The organism is Amycolatopsis rhizosphaerae (assembly GCF_007713715.1).
Classification (GTDB): domain Bacteria; phylum Actinomycetota; class Actinomycetes; order Mycobacteriales; family Pseudonocardiaceae; genus Amycolatopsis_E; species Amycolatopsis_E rhizosphaerae.
Genome location: NZ_VJWX01000028.1, coordinates 1 through 17,615 on the forward strand (window position 1 = coordinate 1; position 17,615 = coordinate 17,615).

General features: G+C 70.2%; 11 protein-coding genes. 8 read left to right on the forward strand and 3 right to left on the reverse strand.

Features of this window, described 5'->3' with window-relative positions:
* Positions 1-3: 3 nt before the first annotated feature.
* Both FNH05_RS05045 and FNH05_RS05050 read right to left on the reverse strand, forming a co-directional pair.
* Positions 4-387, reverse strand: a complete 384-nt coding sequence (locus FNH05_RS05045; protein ID WP_144586087.1) for a peptidase inhibitor family I36 protein — start codon at positions 385-387, stop codon at positions 4-6.
* A 196-nt stretch (positions 388-583) separates the two neighbouring features.
* Positions 584-1,633, reverse strand: a complete 1,050-nt coding sequence (locus FNH05_RS05050; protein ID WP_186382386.1) for a LacI family DNA-binding transcriptional regulator — start codon at positions 1,631-1,633, stop codon at positions 584-586.
* Positions 1,634-1,721: 88 nt separating this feature from the next.
* Here FNH05_RS05050 and FNH05_RS05055 point away from each other — a divergent pair, with 88 nt between their 5' ends.
* From FNH05_RS05055 to FNH05_RS05090, 8 genes are all read left to right on the forward strand, one after another.
* Positions 1,722-2,897, forward strand: coding sequence for an MFS transporter (locus FNH05_RS05055; protein WP_144586089.1), 1,176 nt, complete (start codon positions 1,722-1,724; stop codon positions 2,895-2,897).
* A gap of 20 nt (positions 2,898-2,917) precedes the next feature.
* Complete coding sequence (locus FNH05_RS05060; RefSeq protein WP_246127539.1) at positions 2,918-4,927, forward strand: bifunctional copper resistance protein CopD/cytochrome c oxidase assembly protein; 2,010 nt, start codon at positions 2,918-2,920, stop codon at positions 4,925-4,927.
* A 137-nt stretch (positions 4,928-5,064) separates the two neighbouring features.
* Positions 5,065-5,508: a single-stranded DNA-binding protein gene (locus FNH05_RS05065; RefSeq protein WP_144586090.1), complete on the forward strand. Its 444-nt coding sequence runs from the start codon at positions 5,065-5,067 to the stop codon at positions 5,506-5,508.
* Positions 5,509-5,628: 120 nt separating this feature from the next.
* A complete protein-coding gene (gene ettA, locus FNH05_RS05070) occupies positions 5,629-7,305 on the forward strand; it encodes an energy-dependent translational throttle protein EttA (protein WP_144586091.1) in 1,677 nt (558 codons plus the stop codon).
* Between the two features lie 194 nt (positions 7,306-7,499).
* The gene (locus FNH05_RS05075) at positions 7,500-10,550 is read left to right on the forward strand and encodes a hypothetical protein (RefSeq protein ID WP_342781532.1); all 3,051 of its coding nucleotides are present in this window, start codon (positions 7,500-7,502) and stop codon (positions 10,548-10,550) included.
* A 146-nt stretch (positions 10,551-10,696) separates the two neighbouring features.
* Positions 10,697-15,673, forward strand: a complete 4,977-nt coding sequence (locus tag FNH05_RS05080) for an NAD-glutamate dehydrogenase (protein ID WP_144586092.1) — start codon at positions 10,697-10,699, stop codon at positions 15,671-15,673.
* Positions 15,674-15,677: 4 nt separating this feature from the next.
* Positions 15,678-16,103, forward strand: a complete 426-nt coding sequence (locus tag FNH05_RS05085; RefSeq protein ID WP_144586093.1) for an acyl-CoA thioesterase — start codon at positions 15,678-15,680, stop codon at positions 16,101-16,103.
* Complete coding sequence (locus tag FNH05_RS05090; protein WP_144586094.1) at positions 16,096-16,752, forward strand: DUF8010 domain-containing protein; 657 nt, start codon at positions 16,096-16,098, stop codon at positions 16,750-16,752. Before FNH05_RS05085 ends, FNH05_RS05090 begins: the two co-directional genes overlap by 8 nt.
* A gap of 71 nt (positions 16,753-16,823) precedes the next feature.
* On the opposite strand, the gene FNH05_RS05095 is transcribed toward FNH05_RS05090, so the two are convergent.
* The gene (locus FNH05_RS05095; RefSeq protein WP_144586095.1) at positions 16,824-17,603 is read right to left on the reverse strand and encodes a glycerophosphodiester phosphodiesterase; all 780 of its coding nucleotides are present in this window, start codon (positions 17,601-17,603) and stop codon (positions 16,824-16,826) included.
* Between the last annotated feature and the right edge of the window lie 12 nt (positions 17,604-17,615).

A 17,615-nucleotide genomic window follows, 5' to 3' on the forward strand; every position in this document is an offset into this window, starting at 1 on the left:
CGTCTACGCGCCCGGATCCCAGATGGTCACGGCCCGCACCAGAAAGGGTGCGCGGGGCACGAAGGTGCCGTGGCCGGGATAGGTGGTGAAATCGCCTTCGGTCGAACATTCCGAGTCCTGGTACACGGTGACTTCGCGGTCCATCAGGTTGACGAAGGACTTCCCTTCCAGTTCTCCGGGAAGGAGCAGGCATTCCTCCGGATTCGCGGTCCGCAGATCCAGCCGTTCGACCTGTGCGCCGAAGGATTCCTCCGCCCACACGCAGAATTCGCCCTGATGGCAGTCCGCCGGCATGCCGGGGCCTGCGGCTTCGGCGACACCGCCGCCCGCCAGTATTCCTATCGCCGCGAGCACGAGCAGTCTCGGCAGGAAAGCGCGTACATGCATGATTTTTCCTCCCCAGTAATTGGTGTCCCGGCGGCCGGAGAAGCCACCGTCTTCGCCTGTCCTCCACGATGGCCGGTCGGGCCGCCTTTGTCAGCAGGCATTTCTACTTCTGTGGATAAGTAGGGTCCCGATCGCTCGATCGGGCGGAGGTTGTCCACATTTTCGCCGAACCACTTGCCCGCGGCAGGTAAGCCTGTTACTTCGCGGGCCCGCTCGATCCCCGCACGACGAGTTCGACGTCCAAAGTGGCCGGTTCCGGCACTCGCTCGCCTGCCAGCAGTTTCAGCGCCAGTTCGCCCGCCAGCCGTCCCTTGCGCACCAGGTCCTGGCGCACGGTGGTCAGCGGAGGATCGGCCCAGATCGCAGGCGGTGTGTCGTCGAAACCGACGATCGACACCTCGTCCGGCACCGCGAGGCCGAGTTGCCGGGCGGCGGCGAGCGCGGACAGCGCCAGTTCGTCGGACATGCACAACAGGGCGGTGGGCCGCGGTTCGCGGTCGAGCAGGCCGCGAGCCCCGGTCATCGCCTCGTTCCTGGACAGGCCGGACGTTTCCCAGATCGGTACCGCGGCCGGGTCCAGGCCGGCGGCTTCGATCGTGTCGAGATAGCCGCTCAGCCGCTGCCGGTTGTCGAGAAACCGGCTGCGGGCCGCCTCGGCCGCGGTGAGCGGGCCGCCTCGCGGTGCCGAAAGGCACTGGGCGGACAGGATGGCGAAGCGGCGGTGCCCCAGTTCGAGCAGATGCCGGGCCGCGGCCGCCGCACCGCCCCGGTCGTCGATGCCGACCCGGGCCGAACCGGGAACGACGGGCTGATCGATCACCACCAGGGGCAGCCCGCGCCGCCGGACCGCCCGCAGCGCGGGCGCCCCGTCCGCCAGGGAGTAGGCGACCGCGAGGTCGGCCTGCGCGGTCAGGATCCGGTCGGCCCGGGGCCCACCGTCGTCGCCACCGGGCAGCAGGAGCAGCGCGAGGCCCTCCGAATCGACCGTCGCCGCGAGCGCGTCCAGCGTGATGGACAGCGCGGGATCGGAGAAGGCCGCCGACAGCCCGGTGTCGAGCATGAACGCGATCGCCCCGGTACGACGGGTGGCCAGGCTGCGCGCGATCGGGTTCGGGCCGGTGTAGCCGAGACGCTCGGCCGCGCGCAGCACCTCACGCCTGAGTTCCGCGGACAGCTGGTCGGGCCGGTTGTAGGCGTTCGACACCGTCGCGCGTGAGACACCGACGGCGTCGGCGACGTCGTCCAGTGTCGGTCGGCGGCGTGCGCTCACCCGCACAGTCTAGAGGGTGGACATTCTGAAGCGCTTAAGACATTGTGGGGCAAGGAGGTGGCGTATGGACCGGGTGTCGGTGTTCGTGGTGTTCGCCCTCAATGGCGCGCTGTACGGGTCGTGGGCGCCCAGGGTGCCCGCGATCTCCGCGCAACTGCACGCCTCGCCGGGCCCGTTCGGCCTGGCACTGCTGTGCCTGACCGTCGGCATGCTCATCGTCGCCTCGCTGTCCGGGAGACTGGTCGAGCGCACCGGTGCCCGTGCCGCGATAGCCGGTTCCACGCTGCTGTCCTGCGTGCTCCTGCCGCTTCTCGGACTCGCGGGTTCGGTTCCCGTGCTGGGAGTGATGATGTTCGGTCTCGGGGTCTCGGTCGGCGCCTTCGACGTCGCGATGAACATCGCCGCGGTCGGAGCGGAACGTCGTGCTGGCCGTCCGCTCATGCCCGTGTTCCATGCCGGCTTCAGCTTCGGGGGGATGGCCGCCTCGGCCGCCGCCGGTCTCGCCGCGGCCGCCCACTGGTCACCGGTCCGGCACTTCACCGTGGCCGCCATCGTCGTCGCGGTGACGCTCCTGCTCGTGCTGCGGGGCCTGCCCCGTGCCGTGCCCCGGCAGGAGCGGAACCTGCCCGGGCCCAGGGTCGCCCCGGCCCGCCGGCCCGTGCTGTGGCTGCTGGCCGTAGTGGCGCTGTGCTCGGCCATCGCGGAGGGGGCGAGCGCGGACTGGTCCGCCTTGCTGATGGTTACCGAACACGGCATGGGCGAGGGCTCGGCCGCTTTCGCCTACGCCGGGTTCTCCCTGACCATGGCGGTGACCCGGCTCGGGGGAGCGTGGGTCCAGCAGCGGCTGGGCTCCGCCGCGACACTCGTCGCCGGTGCCGTGCTCGCGGGCAGCGGGCTCGTGACCGCCGCCGTGGTACCGGTGCCCTGGCCTGCCTTCGTGGGGTTCGCGCTCGCCGGCGCGGGGCTGGCGGCCTCGTTCCCGATAGCACTGAGCCTGGCCGGGGCGGCGGGCAGGCGCGCCGACGACAGCGGTGGTGAACGGGAAATCGCCTTCGTCACCACGGTCGCCTACAGCGGGTTCCTCATCGGGCCACCGCTGATCGGCGGGGTGGCCCAGGGAAGTTCGCTGTCGGCGGCCTTCGTCCTGGCCGGGCTGGTGGCCGCGCTCATCGCCCCGGCCGCAGTCGCCGCAGGTCGCGCACGTCACCGCGAGCTCACCGCGCTCGAACCGGCCGCCTGAGACGGGCCTACTCTCGTAGCGTGGAGTCTGAAGCTACCTCCCGACGCAGGGCCGCTGTGCTGCCACTGCTGACCGTGAGCGTGACCCTGGCCGCACTCATCGCGGTCGCGCTGGTCGCCCTGTCCGGCAGTACCGCCTACGTCATCGCCGGTCTGCCCGACCCCGGCGTGGTGACGCAGTACGGGGTCGGAGTCGTCCGCGTGCTGGCGGATGCCGCCTCGGTGGTCACCGTCGGTTCGCTGCTGCTGGCGGCGTTCCTGGTACCGCCCCAGAAATCCGGAACGGTCACCCGTGACGGCTACGCCGCCCTGCGCACCGCGGGCATCGCCGCCTGGGTGTGGTTCGGCTCCGCGCTGGCTTCCGTGCTGTTCACCGCCGCCGACGGGGCCGGGAAACCGCTCACCCAGGTGTTCTCCCCACCGGTTCTCCTCAACCTCATCGACGCGATCGAGCAGCCCAAGGCCTGGCTGGTCACGGCGGCCATCGTGCTGCTGGTCGCGGTGGGCTGCCGCCTGGCGCTGTCCTGGGGCTGGACCGCGGTGTTGTTCTTCGTGTCACTCGCCGCGCTGGTGCCGGTCGCGGTGACCGGGCATTCCGCGAGCGGTGGTTCCCACGATCTGGCCACCAACAGCCTCCTGTACCACCTCGTCGCGGTTTCGCTGTGGGTCGGCGGCCTGTTCGCCCTGCTCGCGCACGGCTGGCGAAAGGGGGCGAACCTCACGCTCGCGGCGAAGCGGTTCTCGCGGCTCGCGCTGGTGTGCTGGATCGTGATGGCGGTCTCGGGCGTCATCAACGCGCTGGTCCGGGTGTCGCCGGGCGACCTGCTCACCAGCGACTACGGGCTGCTCCTGCTCGCCAAGACGGTCGCACTGCTGGTGCTCGGCGTGTTCGGGCAGCAGCAGCGTGCGCACGGGGTTCGGAAACTCGTCGACGGCCAGGGCGGGGGTCAGCTGCTGCGGCTGGCCGCGGTCGAGCTGCTGATCATGTTCGTGACGATCGGGCTCGCCACCGCGCTGGCGCGGACGCCACCGCCCGCCGGAAGCCTCGTCCAGCCGTCCACCACGGAACTCCTCATCGGCTACGACCTGCCGGGCGCGCCGACCGCGCTGCGGCTGCTGTTCGCATGGCGGTTCGACCTCGTGTACGGCACCCTGGCGATCCTGCTCGCCGTGTTCTACCTGGTCGGCCTGCGCAGGTTGCGCCGCCGGGGCGACGCCTGGCCGGTGGGCCGCACCGTCTCCTGGCTTGCCGGGTGCTTCGTGCTGCTGATGGCGACCTCGTCCGGGCTGGGCCGGTACTCGCCCGCCATGTTCAGCGTCCACATGAGCGGGCACATGCTGCTGTCGATGGTCGCGCCGGTGCTGTTCGTGCTGGGCGGGCCCGTCACGCTCGCATTGCGTGCCCTGCCCGCCGCGGGGAAGGACTCGCCTCCCGGACCCCGGGAATGGGTGCTGGCCGCGGTGCACTCGCCGGTCGCCAAGGTGCTCACGCATCCCGTCGTGGCCCTGCTGCAGTTCGTCGGCGCGTTCTACCTCCTGTACTTTTCCGGCCTGTTCGCCGTCGCGCTGGACTACCACTGGGCACACCTGCTGATGAACGCCCACTTCCTGCTGGCCGGTTACGTGTTCTACTGGCCGGTGCTGGGCATCGACCCGTCGCCGCGGCGGCTGCCCTACCTCGGCCGCCTCGGCATGGTGCTGGCCGCCATGCCCTTCCATGCCTTCTTCGGCGTGATCCTGATGTCGAAGCAGACCGTGATCGGCGAGACCTTCTACCGCTCGCTCAACCTGCCCTGGGTGCACGATCTGCTCTCCGATCAGCGGCTCGGCGGTGGCATTGCCTGGGCGTCCGGTGAGCTACCGGTGCTGCTGGTGCTGATCGCGCTGCTGGTGCAGTGGGCCCGGGCCGACGAGCGTGAGGCCAAGCGCAACGACCGCCGCGCGGAACGGGACGGCGACGCCGATCTCGAGGCCTACAACGCGATGCTCAGGCAATTGGCCAACCCGGCACAGTCCCGCAAATCGCTCTGAAAGAGCTCGTCGGAGCAAGTTGTCCACAGGACCCCGGTTGTCCACAGGCCGGGCTATTGCTTCTTCCCGCGGCCGCGGCCGTCCGGGCACGCTGGTGACACGGACGGAAACCGGCACAACGGAAGGACTAGAGGGCGATGGCAGTGGGGGAGACTCCGGTGACGGTGGTCGGCACGGTGCTCACCGAGCCGGAGATCAAGCGTGCGGGTGCGCAGAGGCACGAGCTGGTCACCTTCTGGGTGCGCAGCAATGAACGCCGGTTCGACAAGGGGAAGGAACAGTGGGTCGACGGGCGCCCGCTGTCGGTGCGGGTGACGTGTTGGCGAAGGCTGGCCCGCGGAGTCCACTCCTCGTTGCACAAGGGCGATCCGGTGATCGTCAACGGCAGGCTGTACTGCCAGTTCGCGGACAGCGGGCAGGCTCGGGTTGTACCTGAGGTTGAGGCTTGTGCGATCGGTCCGAATCTGGCGTTCTCGACGGCTCCGGTCCAGCGCGGCGAGGACGGTGGGCACGGGTCCTCGCAGACCGCGGGAACCGGCGATTGCCCGTCGGTGGCGGCCGAGGCGGTGCCGGTCGCGTGAGTCGTTCTGGCTGGTCGCTTCGCTGCCCAGCCTGCCTTCCGGGTAAGCACGAGGTAACACTGAGTCCATGGATGGTGACCGGCGTACGGTCTCCGACCGCATCGCTCTACGATCGACCTTATGGCCGAGTTCATCTACACCATGAAAAAGGTGCGCAAGACCGTCGGGGACAAGGTCATCCTCGATGACGTCAGCACCGCGTTCTACCCGGGCGCCAAGATCGGCGTCGTGGGGCCGAACGGTGCGGGCAAGTCCACCGTGCTCAAAATCATGGCGGGGCTCGATCAGCCAAGCAACGGGGATGCGTTCCTGCAGCCCGGCGCCTCGGTCGGCATCCTCCTGCAGGAGCCCCCGCTCAACGACGACAAAACGGTCCGGGGCAACGTCGAGGAGGGTCTCGGCGACATCAAGGTGAAGCTCGACCGGTTCAACGAGATCGCCGAGTTGATGGCGACCGATTACAGCGACGAGCTGATGGAGGAGATGGGCCGCCTCCAGGAGGAACTCGACCACGCGGACGCCTGGGACCTGGACTCGCAGCTGGAACAGGCGATGGATGCACTGCGCTGTCCGCCGCCGGACGAGCCGGTCACGCACCTTTCCGGTGGTGAGCGTCGCCGGGTCGCGCTGTGCAAGCTGCTGCTGTCCAAGCCGGACCTGCTGCTGCTGGACGAGCCCACCAACCATCTGGACGCGGAAAGCGTGCTGTGGCTGGAGCAGTTCCTCGCGACGTACCCCGGTGCCGTTCTGGCCGTCACACACGACCGGTACTTCCTGGACAACGTCGCCGAATGGATCATGGAACTCGACCGTGGCCGGGTCGTGGGCTATGAGGGTAACTACTCGACCTACCTCGAGAAGAAGCGTGAACGGCTCGAGGTGCAGGGCAAGAAGGACGCGAAGCTCGCCAAGCGGCTCAAGACCGAGCTCGAGTGGGTGCGCTCCAATGCCAAGGCGCGCCAGACGAAGTCGCGTGCCCGTCTCGACCGCTACGAGGAGATGGCGGCCGAAGCCGAGCGGACCCGCAAGCTCGACTTCGAGGAGATCCAGATCCCGCCGGGGCCCCGGCTGGGTTCGGTGGTGGTCGAGGTCGACCACCTGCGCAAGGGCTTCGAGGACCGGCTGCTGATCGACGACCTGTCGTTCAACCTGCCGCGAAACGGCATCGTCGGTGTCATCGGGCCGAACGGTGTCGGTAAGACGACCTTGTTCAAGACGATCGTCGGCCTCGAGAACCCGGATTCGGGTGAGGTCAAGATCGGTGAGACGGTCAAGCTGTCCTACGTGGACCAGTCCCGGGCGGGGATCGACCCTGCGAAGACGGTGTGGGAGGTCGTCTCCGACGGGCTGGACTACATCCACGTCGGCCAGACGGAAATGCCATCCCGTGCGTATGTCTCCGCGTTCGGCTTCAAGGGGCCGGACCAGCAGAAGCCTGCCGGGGTGCTCTCCGGTGGCGAGCGCAACCGCCTGAACCTGGCGCTGACGCTCAAACAGGGCGGGAACCTGATCCTGCTCGACGAGCCGACCAACGACCTGGACGTGGAAACCCTGGGATCGCTGGAGAACGCGCTCGAGCAGTTCCCCGGCTGTGCCGTGGTCATCTCGCACGACCGGTGGTTCCTGGACCGGGTTGCCACGCACATCCTGGCCTGGGAAGGGGACGACGAGAATCCGGCGAAGTGGTTCTGGTTCGAAGGCAACTTCGAGGGATACGAGAAGAACAAGATCGATCGCTTGGGAGCGGAGGCGGCCCGGCCACACCGGGTGACGCACCGGAAGCTGACGCGCGACTGAGCGCGCATTCGTGCGAGCACGCTTGAGCCGACACTGAAGCGGAGTCGTGAGTGGTAGCCATCAAGCACACCAGACCCAGCCCGCCCGCACCTCGCACCGCCGAGCCGGGTCCGGCCGGAATCGGTGAGACCTACCCGATCGAGGAACTGCTCCGGCGGGCTGCCGGGCTCCGCCTCCGGGCGCCGGAGCTGAGCATGATCTTCGGTGAGCGAGCCGCTTCGCTCGCCGAAGCGGCGGGGCTGGACAAGCTCTGGGTGCGAGCGGAAAGCCTCGTGGTGTCCGCACGAGTGCGGCTCGGGCTCAGGGCCAGCACGGTGAGCCGGGCCGTGGCCGCTCTGCGTGCCGCGGAAGACCTCGGCGAGACGGTCCTGGCGGCCGAGTTGCGCACCGACCTTGCGGTGTGCGCCCGCAGCGTGGGCTCGCCCCTGATCGCGCTCGCTTCGCTGCGGCCGGTGTTCGCCGTCGAAGGGTTCTCGGGAGCAGCGCGAGCGGCCGCGCTGACCCAGTTGGTCGGCTGCCTGTCGCAGTTCGGCCGCAAGGCCGAACTGGACCGGACGCTCACCGAAGCGGACCGGCTCTGCGGAGCGGACGAAAGCCTGGACGGCGATACCCGCCTGCTGTTACGGGCGCTGGTGCGGGTGGGGATCTCCGCCCATCGCCGTCGGCACGGTGACGTGATGGGCGCCGCTGACGCGGCGCGGACCGGGCTCGGGTTGCTCGAACAACTCGACGACCCGCGGGGCGACGGCGGCGTGGTGCGGAACCGGCTGGTTCTCCAATTGGTCTGCTCGCTGCTCGACCGGGGTGACGCGGCCAACGCGCTCGAACTCGCGGAGCCGGCGCTGCAGGAGGCCGAGCGAGCCGCCTCGGTCGCGCCGCTGGGCTGGCTCCGGATGGCCGTGGCCACGCGCGTGCTCCTGCCCGCGGGTTCGGTGGAGGCCGCCGCAGGGCTGTTGCGCGAGGGGATCCACAGCACCGAGCGGCACAGCCTGCATGCGCTCACCGCCCGGTTGTGGACCGAGCTGGCCCATGTGGAGGAACGGACGGGGAGACTGTCCGAGGCGCTCGAGTGCCTGCGCCAGAGCCGGGCGAGTGAACACCTGCATGCCCGGGCGCGGGGCCAGGCCACGGGACTGCTCACGGGGGAGTTCGGCCAGGCGGGCCACGCCGCGGTCGACCTCGACGAGATTTTGGGCGCGGAATCGGGGACCGCGGCATCCTCCGCCACACCGGCACCGTCCGAGGAACCGGTGCCGGTGCGGATACAGTCCGCCGTCCAGTCCGTGGCTCCGGGCAGCGCTGGTGTGGACGGCGAAAACGGTGGCGGGCGCCGACGGCGTGACGACCCAGCTCCTGTCAACGGACACAGGGCGAAAGAGGACACGGCGGCCGGTCATGGGGATCGAGAGCCCGAACTCGAGGCCGGCAGGCCGGCAGCGGGCACAAGCCGCGCAGCTGAGCCGGTGGCGGTGGCCGGTGAGGCCGGTGTCGCCGAGTCCGGTGAAAGGCGCCGCCGCTACAAGATCATCGGTGAGGACGGGGAGAGTTCCGGGTCCGGGCAGGGCGACCTGCCCGTCCGGTTGCCGAGGCGAGGGCCGGACGGGGACGTCACCGCGGAACGGTCCAGGACCGGGGGCCGCCGGTACAAACCCGATGAAGACGGCGACGGCGAGACCGAGGGCAGTTCGCGCAGCAACGCCGAGAGCAAGACCGGCGTCACTGTGGCGGCCGTTGGAGGCGCTGCCGGGGACCGGGTGGGTGGTGAGACCGGACGTCGCCACAAGGCCGGTACCGGGGACGCCGATACCGGGGTTGCGGCCGACAGCGGGGACGGCGGTGACACAGCCGGCTCGGGGGACGGTCAGGACACCGGTGGCTCCCGGGACGGCCAGGACCGGGACAACCGGGACTCGGCGGTGGAGGTCCACGGCGCCCGGGACAGCGGGGAGGCGCGGCAGGACAAGCCGTCGGCCGTCCCCTCCGGGACCGACACGGCTCCGGCCGTGGTGAGGCCTCTGCCGGTCCGGCTGATGACGACGGCGGAGGTGGATCCTCCGCTGGCACCGGCGCCTGCGGACGAACCCGCTCCGCGTGTGCCGCCGATGTCGATGTGGAAGGCCGAAGTCGAGCCGCATCAGGACGAATCTCGCCCGTCGCGGGACGAGGCGGTGCGGGCGAAGACCCGGCACGACGCCGAACACGGTTCCGTGGCGGCACGATCGGTGCTGGACCGGCTCGGAATTTCCACCGGTTCCGGAGGCGGGCGGCGGCGAGCCTCCGGCGCGGGCCCGGCCGGGGTTACCGAACCGCGCCGGGACCGGGACGGCACCGAGGAGCGGAATGGGCACGGGCCGGCCGGTACCGGCGGTGAGCCCGAAGAGCGGGCCTCGCAGGAACGGCCGGTGGCGCCCGGGCCGCGGGCGCAGGCCGAGGGCTCCGGCGCGACGGTCGAGCCTGCGCCGGGGTTCGACGAGCCACCGGGCGAAACTGGCGTGGTATCGCCTGCCGCGACGGAGGCCCGCACTGGGGAAGAGGATGCGGATTCGGAAACCGGCACCGCCGCTGGAGCCGGTGCCGGAGTTGATGTCGGCGATACCGCTTCGCAGGGGGCATCGAAGGCGGCCGGGAAGCCCGGCGGGTCAAGCGGCGGGGATCGCGACAGCACCGGCGCGAACGGCGAAGCGCCCGGTCGTAGCGCCGGAGAATCCGGCACGGCCGGAGCCGGGAACGCCCGCGACGGCAACGAAGAGGGTTTGAAAGAGAAGCAAGGGCAGACCGCGATCGAGGCAATGCTCGAGCCCTCCGGAGAGGAACCGGAGGCCGCCCCCGGCGAGAAGGCCCCGGACGGGAAAGCGCCGGACGAGAAAGCACCGGCCACAGCGGACAACTGGCTGCCGCGCCTGAAACTGCCGCCCTCGCTCGAACCGTTCGAGGACTACACCGACAGTGCGCTCAGTGCGGCATCGGCGACGCCGTTCACCAGTGCACCGCGCATCGAAGACGGGGAGCTGGGCGGGCCCTTCTCGGCCGATCGGTCCGCCTTCGAGGACGACCTGCCGCCGGATGCCGGCCTCGCCGACCTGCTCGCGCGGGCGCTCGCCGAGCATCAGGCGGGCACCGCCAGCGCCGCCGCGCTGGTCAAACGACTGGGGAACCAGGGTGGCGACGAGCCACGCCCGGTGAACGGGCATCGTCGCAACGGGGGCGGGGTCACCGGAGACGGCCGTCACCGCACGGATGGCTAGGTTGGCATCCGAGGAGGCGCTCTCGCCGCCCTGGTGCGGCGGGACGCGTCCCCAGGACTAGAAACAGGCTGGGGACGCCTCACACTAGGGTGAGGTTGTCCGGCACTATCGCGCGTGATCAAGGCTCAGTGGAGAGTTGGCCTGAAATGAGCTCGACAGGAGTTTCCCCCCGTTTCGGCGCGGCGACAGGGCGAGACACCGCCCCGCAGCGATCGGCGACCCCGGAACACATCCGGGACGAGTTGATCGAGGCCGCCGCACGGCAGGCTCCGGACATCGCCGACCTCATCCGCCTGTACTACCGCCACCTTCCGGCCGAAGAAGTGCTCGGCGACGACCCGGTGGACCTCGTGGGCGCCGTGCGGTCCCACTGCCAGTTCGCCGGGCAGCGCGTCCCGGGCCGTCCCGCCGTGCGCCTGTTCAACCCGACCACGGCCGAGGACGGCTGGACCCGTGAGGCCACGGTCGTGCAGATCGTCACCGACGACATGCCCTACCTGGTCGACTCGGTGACCGCGAAGCTCGCCCGGGACGGCGTCCAGGTGCAGCGGCTGGTGCATCCCATCGTGGTGGTCAGCCGGGACATCACGGGCAAGCTCCTGGAGATCCACCCGGAGGCGGACGTGGCCACGCCGCCGGCCGGGGCGGCCGCGGAGTCCTGGATGTACGTCGAGATCGACCGCATCACCGACCCGAACCGGTCGCGGGAACTCGACACGCACCTGACGTCGGTGCTCGGTGACGTGCGGGAGGTCGTGGAGGACACCGACAAGATGGTGCAGGCCGCGCTCGACGTCGCGGCCGAGCTCGAAACCACGCCGCCGCCGGTGGACCCCGAGGAGGTGGCCGAAGGCGGCGCCCTGTTGCGGTGGCTGGCCGACGGGCATTTCACCTTCCTCGGTTACCGCCGGTACGAACTCGTCGAAGGCGAACCGGGCGACGAGGACCTCGCCCTGCGCGCGTCCCTGGCTTCCGGGCTGGGCGTGCTGCGTCACGACAACCTGGCGGCCCGCAGCCTCACCGCCGGTCCGGACACGCTGGCCCACGCGCTCGCCCCGACGCTGCTCGTGCTGACCCAGGCCAGCGCTCCGTCCACTGTGCACCGTCCGGTCTATCCGTACTACGTGGGCGTGAAAACCTTCGACGAGCGCGGAAACGTCAGCGGGGAGCACCGCTTCCTCGGCATGTTCACCACGAGCGCGCTGCATGAGGACGTGCTCGACATCCCGGTGGTGTCGCGGAAGGTGCGGGACGTGATCCACCGTGCCGGTTATCCGATGGAGTCGTTCTCGGGGCAGCGGATGCTGGAGGTGCTGCAGAACTGGCCCCGGGCGGACCTGTTCTCCGCCGACCGTGATTCCCTTTTCGCCACGGCGATCGGTGCGATCACGTTGTCGGACCGCCGCCGGCTCCGGTTGTTCCTGCGCCGGGATCCCTACGGGCGCTTCTACTCGTGCCTGGTGTTCCTGCCGCGCGACCGGTACACCACGCGCTCGCGGCTGGCGATGCAGGAGGTGTTGCTCGCCGAGCTGAGCGGCACCCACCTGGAGTACGGCACCCGGGTCGGGGAAACCGCGCTCGCACAGGTGCACTTCACCGTGCACACCGATCCGGCGAACCGGATCCAGCCGGACATCCTGCGCATCCAGGAGCGGCTCAACGCCGCGGTCCGCAGCTGGGATGACCTGATGGTGGAGGCGATCCTGGCCGAACGCCGGGTGCGCACCGGCGAGGACGGCAGGCCCGTGGGGCCGCTCGGCGAGGAGTCGGCCACCGAGCTCGGGCAGCGGTACTCGGGCGTGTTCCCCGAGGCGTACAAGGAAGACTTCACCGCCGAGGAAGCGCTTGCGGACCTGCGGCGCCTGGAGTCGCTGTCCGGCGGCCAGGATCTCGCGATGTCCTTCTACGTGCCCTCCGGCGCCGCACCCGGGGAGCGGCGCTTCAAGCTCTACCTCCTGGGGGAGGGGGTCACGCTGTCCGCGGTGCTGCCGGTGCTGCAGCGGATGGGAGTCGAGGTCGTCGACGAGCGGCCCTACGAGCTGCGCCGCGAGGACGGGATGCGCTCGTGGATCTACGACTTCGGGCTCAGGATCGGGCTGGACGAGCTCGCGGTGTCCTCGGCCGAGGCCGAGCACGATCTGCAGGTGCGTTTCCAGGACGCCTTCGCGGCGGCGTGGCGCGGCGAGTGCGAGGTGGACGGGTTCAACGCGCTCGTGCTGAGCGCGGGCCTGACCTGGCGGCAGGCGGCGGTGCTGCGGGCTTACTCGCGGTACCTGCGCCAGGCCCGGACGCCGTATTCGCAGGAGTACATCCAGAACTCGGTCCTGGCGCACACCGACATCGCGAAGGCGCTGGTGCGCCTGTTCGAGCACCGCTTCGACCTCGCCACCGACCCGGAAAACGACCTGCAGGTCGACGCGATCATCGCGGAGATCTCCACGATGATCGACGCGGTCACCAGCCTCGACGAGGACCGCATCCTGCGGCAGCTGCTGGCACTGATCGGGGCCACCCTGCGCACGAACTACCGCGTCACCGACGCCGAGGGCAGGCCGCGCCCGTACCTGGCGCTCAAGCTGGACCCGCAGGCCATCCCGGACCTGCCCGAGCCGCGGCCGCGGTTCGAGATCTTCGTGTACTCGCCGCGGGTGGAGGGTGTGCATCTGCGTTTCGGCGCGGTAGCCCGGGGCGGTCTGCGCTGGTCGGACCGGCGGGAGGACTTCCGCACCGAGATCCTGGGCCTGGTGAAGGCCCAGGCGGTGAAGAACGCGGTGATCGTGCCGGTGGGCGCGAAGGGCGGGTTCGTGGTCAAGCGGCCGCCTGCCCCGACCGGGGATCCCGGAGTGGACCGCGACGCGCAGCTGAGCGAGGGCATCGCCTGCTACCGCATGTTCATCTCGGGTCTACTGGATCTCACCGACAACCTCGTCGAGGGCAGGACGGTCCCGGCCCGCGACGTGGTGCGTTATGACGGCGACGACAGCTACCTGGTGGTGGCGGCGGACAAGGGCACGGCGACGTTCTCCGACATCGCCAACGAGGTGTCGGCCTCCTACGGCTTCTGGCTGGGCGACGCGTTCGCCTCGGGGGGTTCCGTCGGGTACGACCACAAGGCCATGGGCATCACCGCCAAGGGCGCGTGGGAGAGCGTGAAGCGGCACTTCCGCGAGCTGGGGGTGGACACCCAGGCCCAGGACTTCACCGTGGTCGGCATCGGCGACATGGCCGGGGACGTCTTCGGCAACGGGATGCTGCTGTCTGAGCACATCCGGCTGGTGGCCGCCTTCAACCACCTGCACATCTTCCTCGACCCCAATCCGGACGCGGCCTCGTCGTTCCGTGAGCGCAAGCGGCTGTTCGAACTGCCGCGCTCGTCGTGGGAGGACTACGACCGCTCTCTGATCAGCGAGGGTGGCGGCATCTACTCGCGCGGTGCGAAGACCATCCCGATCACCCCGCAGGTGCGCCGCGCGCTGGGGCTGGACGAGGACGTGGAAAAGCTTTCGCCCGCGGAACTGATCCGGGCGATCCTGCTCGCGCCGGTCGATCTGCTGTGGAACGGCGGGATCGGGACCTACGTCAAGGCGCAGGACGAGACCCATGCGGACGCCGGTGACAAGGCCAATGACGCGGTGCGGGTCAACGGCAAGGACTTGCGGGTCAAGGTGGTCGGGGAGGGCGGCAACCTGGGGCTCACCCAGCGCGGCCGGATCGAGTTCGCCCGCAACGGCGGCAAGATCAACACCGATGCGCTGGACAATTCCGCCGGGGTGGACTGCTCCGACCACGAGGTCAACATCAAGATCCTGCTGGACCACCTGGTGACCACCGGTGGCCTGGAGCGGGAGCAGCGCAACGCGCTGCTGCACGAGATGACCGACGAGGTCGGGGAACTCGTGCTGCGGGACAACTACCGGCAGAACGCGGTGCTCGGGGTGAGCCGGGCCCACGCCCCCCAGATGATCTCGGTGCACGAGCGGCTGGTGGCGGCGCTGGAGGACGCCGGTGCGCTGGACCGGGAACTGGAAGCGCTGCCGAGCCCGGCGCAGTTCCGGCAGCTGGAGAAGGCGGGCAAGGGCCTCACGTCGCCGGAGCTGGCGACCGTGCTGGCCCATGTGAAGCTCACGCTGAAGGACGAACTGCTGGCCAGCGAACTGCCCGACGCGGAGGTCTTCGCCCGCCGGTTGCCCGAGTACTTCCCGCTGCCGTTGCGCGAGCGTTTCCCCGACCGGATCTCCGAGCATCCGCTGCGGCGGCAGATCATCAGTACCCTGCTGGTGAACGAGGTGGTGGACGGGGCGGGCGTCTCCTACGCGTTCCGCCTCGCCGAGGAGCTGAACGCGACCGCCACCGACGCCATCCGCGCCTACACGGTGGTGGCCCGGGTCTACGACCTGCCGTCGCTGTGGTCGGCGATCGACGCGCTGGACACGGTGGTACCCACCGAGGTCGCGGACGGGATGCTGCTGGAGTCCCGGCGCCTGCTGGACCGCGCCGCCCGCTGGTTCCTCGGCAACCGGCCGCAGCCGCTGGCGGTCGGCGCCGAGATCAACCGGTTCGGCAGCTCGGTCGCGGCACTGGTGCCGCAGGTGGGCGCACTGCTGCGGGGCCGTGAAGCCGAAGAGGTCGCGGACCGGACGGACCGGCTGGCCGCGCAGGGGGTGCCGCGCGAGCTGGCGAACCGGGTCGCGACGCTGCTGAACGCCTACGGCCTGCTCGACATCATCGAAGTGACCGAACTGGCCGAGCGGGAGGCGCGGGTTCCGGCGGAGCGCAGCCCGCAGGAGACCGCGGAGCTGTACTACGCGCTGTCGGAACACCTGAACGTGGATCAGTTGCTGACCTCGATCAGCGCGCTGGAGCGTGGCAACCGGTGGCACGCGCTCGCCCGGCTGTCGCTGCGTGACGACATCTACTCGTCGCTGCGGGCGATCACCCTGGATGCCCTGCGGCACAGCGATTCCGACGACACGCCGGACGAGAAGATCGCGCAGTGGGAGAAGGCGAACGCCTCGCGGCTGGCTCGGGCGCGGGTCGCGCTCGACGAGATCGGCCGTTCCGGTCGTCTCGACCTGGCGACGCTGTCGGTCGCGGCGCGGCAGTTGCGCAGCACGGTGAGGTGAGCGGGTGTACGTGGCGATGGTCCGGCCGCGGTGGTCGGACATGGATGTCTTCGGGCACGTCAACCACGCGAATCTGGTGACGTTGCTCGAAGAGGCCCGCGTGCCGCTGCTGTTCGACGAGGCGGGCCGGGCCGGGCTGGCCGAGTTCGCCAAGGGCATGGTGGTGGTGCGGCTCGGCGTGCACTACCACAGCCCGATCGTGGTGGACGGTCAGGAGATCCGGGTGGAAATCTCCTTGCGGGAGCTCAAATTCGCGTCGCTGACCCTGGACTACCGCGTCTACAGTGGACCGCTGGCCGAAGGCAAGCCCTCGGTGACCGCCGAGACCGTGCTGGCTCCGTACGAGCTGAGCACCGGCCGTCCACGCCGCCTGACGGAGGCCGAACGGGCCTTTCTGGCCACCAGGCTGACGGAGACCGCCGATGAGTGAGCGCACCAGCACCGGGACCGAACTGCGCATGGCCGACCCGGCCGATCGCGAGACGCTGGGCGCCTTCGTGGCCCGCGCGGTGCGGCTGGACGGCCAGTGCGCCGTACGACTGCGGAACCGGGGTGACGGGGTGCTGGAGGCCTGGGTGGCGACGCCGTTCGATGCGCTGGCGACCCGCGCGGTGCATGGCGGGATCAGCCCGGGCGACGTGACGGTTTCGGGCAACGAGCTGCTGGCGGCGCTGACCGTGGCCGGGGGTGAGCGGATGGATCCGGGGCCGCCGCGGGATCTGCTGTGGCGGGGGGAACTGCCCACCGGCGGCGAGTGGCGCGTGGTGGACACCGTACCTGTCTCCGTGATCGGCGAGCTCACCGACCGGGGAGTCCGGCTGGCCCGCGAGAACGCAGGCCCGCACGGCACGCCGCCGGCCTCGTTGCTGGACCAGACCGTGCTCACCGTGGCGGGGGACGGGATCGAGGTCAAGATCCCGATGCGGTGCCTGTTCGCCCTGTCCGGCATGGGATTTGTCGACTCGTCGATTCCGGACGACAGGGTGCGGGTGAGTGCGACGGCTTCCTGGCTGCGCCTGGACGCCCGGTATGGCGCCGTGCTCCGCCGTCGTCAGGCTCTGCTGCCCTTGTTGTTCTAGCTGCTCCTGCCACGACGCTCGGGGCCGCGAAGGGAATCCCTTCGCGGCCCCGAGCGTCGTGCCGAAAGCGGTTACGACCGGGCCGGTGCCGCCAGCAGGGAAGCCACCACCGTCGGCACGTCGTTGACGCACAGGGCGTCCACGCCGGCGTCCAGCAGCCGCTGGGCGAACTTGACCCCCGGGCACCAGGCGAGGAACTCCCGCCCGCTCTCGTGCACCAGGTCCACCACGTAGTCCAGTGGCCGTTGCAGCGCCTTCGGTTCCTTGTCGTTCGGGCGCAGCGATCCCCAGTGCGGCGCGAGCACCTGCACGTCGAGGTGCCCGGCCGCGGCGACCGCGTGCCCGATGGGGAAGTCGACCCAGGTGAGCAGGCCCCGCGCCACCCCGGGCGCGAGCTGCCGGGCGATGTCGAGCGCACCCGGATCGAAGGAAGTGACCAGCACCTCGCGGCGCCGTGCCTCGCGGACCGCGATGGAGGCCAGCCGCCCCATCGTGGTGGCCGCCCTGTCCCGGGTGGCGTCCTCCATCGACGTCTTCACGTCGAAGTCGACACCCACCGAGTCCGGGAGCGCCGCCAGCAGCGCCTCGAGCCGCAGCGCGCCCCGGGCCGCCGCCTCCCGCGCGGTGATGTCGGCGTAGAAGACCCCGTCGGGCCCCGCGGGATTGTGCACGACTACGAGCTGATCGTCGGACGTCCGCCGGACGTCCACCTCGACCCAGTCGACGCCGGCGTCCACCGCGGCGAGGAAGGAACCGAGGGTGTTCTCCTGATGGCCGTTGACGGTTCCCCGGCCGCAGCCCCGGTGCCCGAGGAGCACGGGGCTCCGGCCGAAAACTCTGTTGCCGTCCATAACGCGCCGAGA

Bases quoted from the DNA above. Each gene is read 5' to 3' on its own strand.
- FNH05_RS05045 (WP_144586087.1), bottom strand. From the start codon at position 387: ATGCATGTACGCGCTTTCCTGCCGAGACTGCTCGTGCTCGCGGCGATA.
- FNH05_RS05055 (WP_144586089.1), top strand. From the start codon at position 1,722: ATGGACCGGGTGTCGGTGTTCGTGGTGTTCGCCCTCAATGGCGCGCTG.
- FNH05_RS05065 (WP_144586090.1), top strand. From the start codon at position 5,065: ATGGCAGTGGGGGAGACTCCGGTGACGGTGGTCGGCACGGTGCTCACC.
- ettA (WP_144586091.1), top strand. From the start codon at position 5,629: ATGGCCGAGTTCATCTACACCATGAAAAAGGTGCGCAAGACCGTCGGG.
- FNH05_RS05075 (WP_342781532.1), top strand. From the start codon at position 7,500: ATGATCTTCGGTGAGCGAGCCGCTTCGCTCGCCGAAGCGGCGGGGCTG.
- FNH05_RS05080 (WP_144586092.1), top strand. From the start codon at position 10,697: ATGAGCTCGACAGGAGTTTCCCCCCGTTTCGGCGCGGCGACAGGGCGA.
- FNH05_RS05090 (WP_144586094.1), top strand. From the start codon at position 16,096: ATGAGTGAGCGCACCAGCACCGGGACCGAACTGCGCATGGCCGACCCG.
- FNH05_RS05095 (WP_144586095.1), bottom strand. From the start codon at position 17,603: ATGGACGGCAACAGAGTTTTCGGCCGGAGCCCCGTGCTCCTCGGGCAC.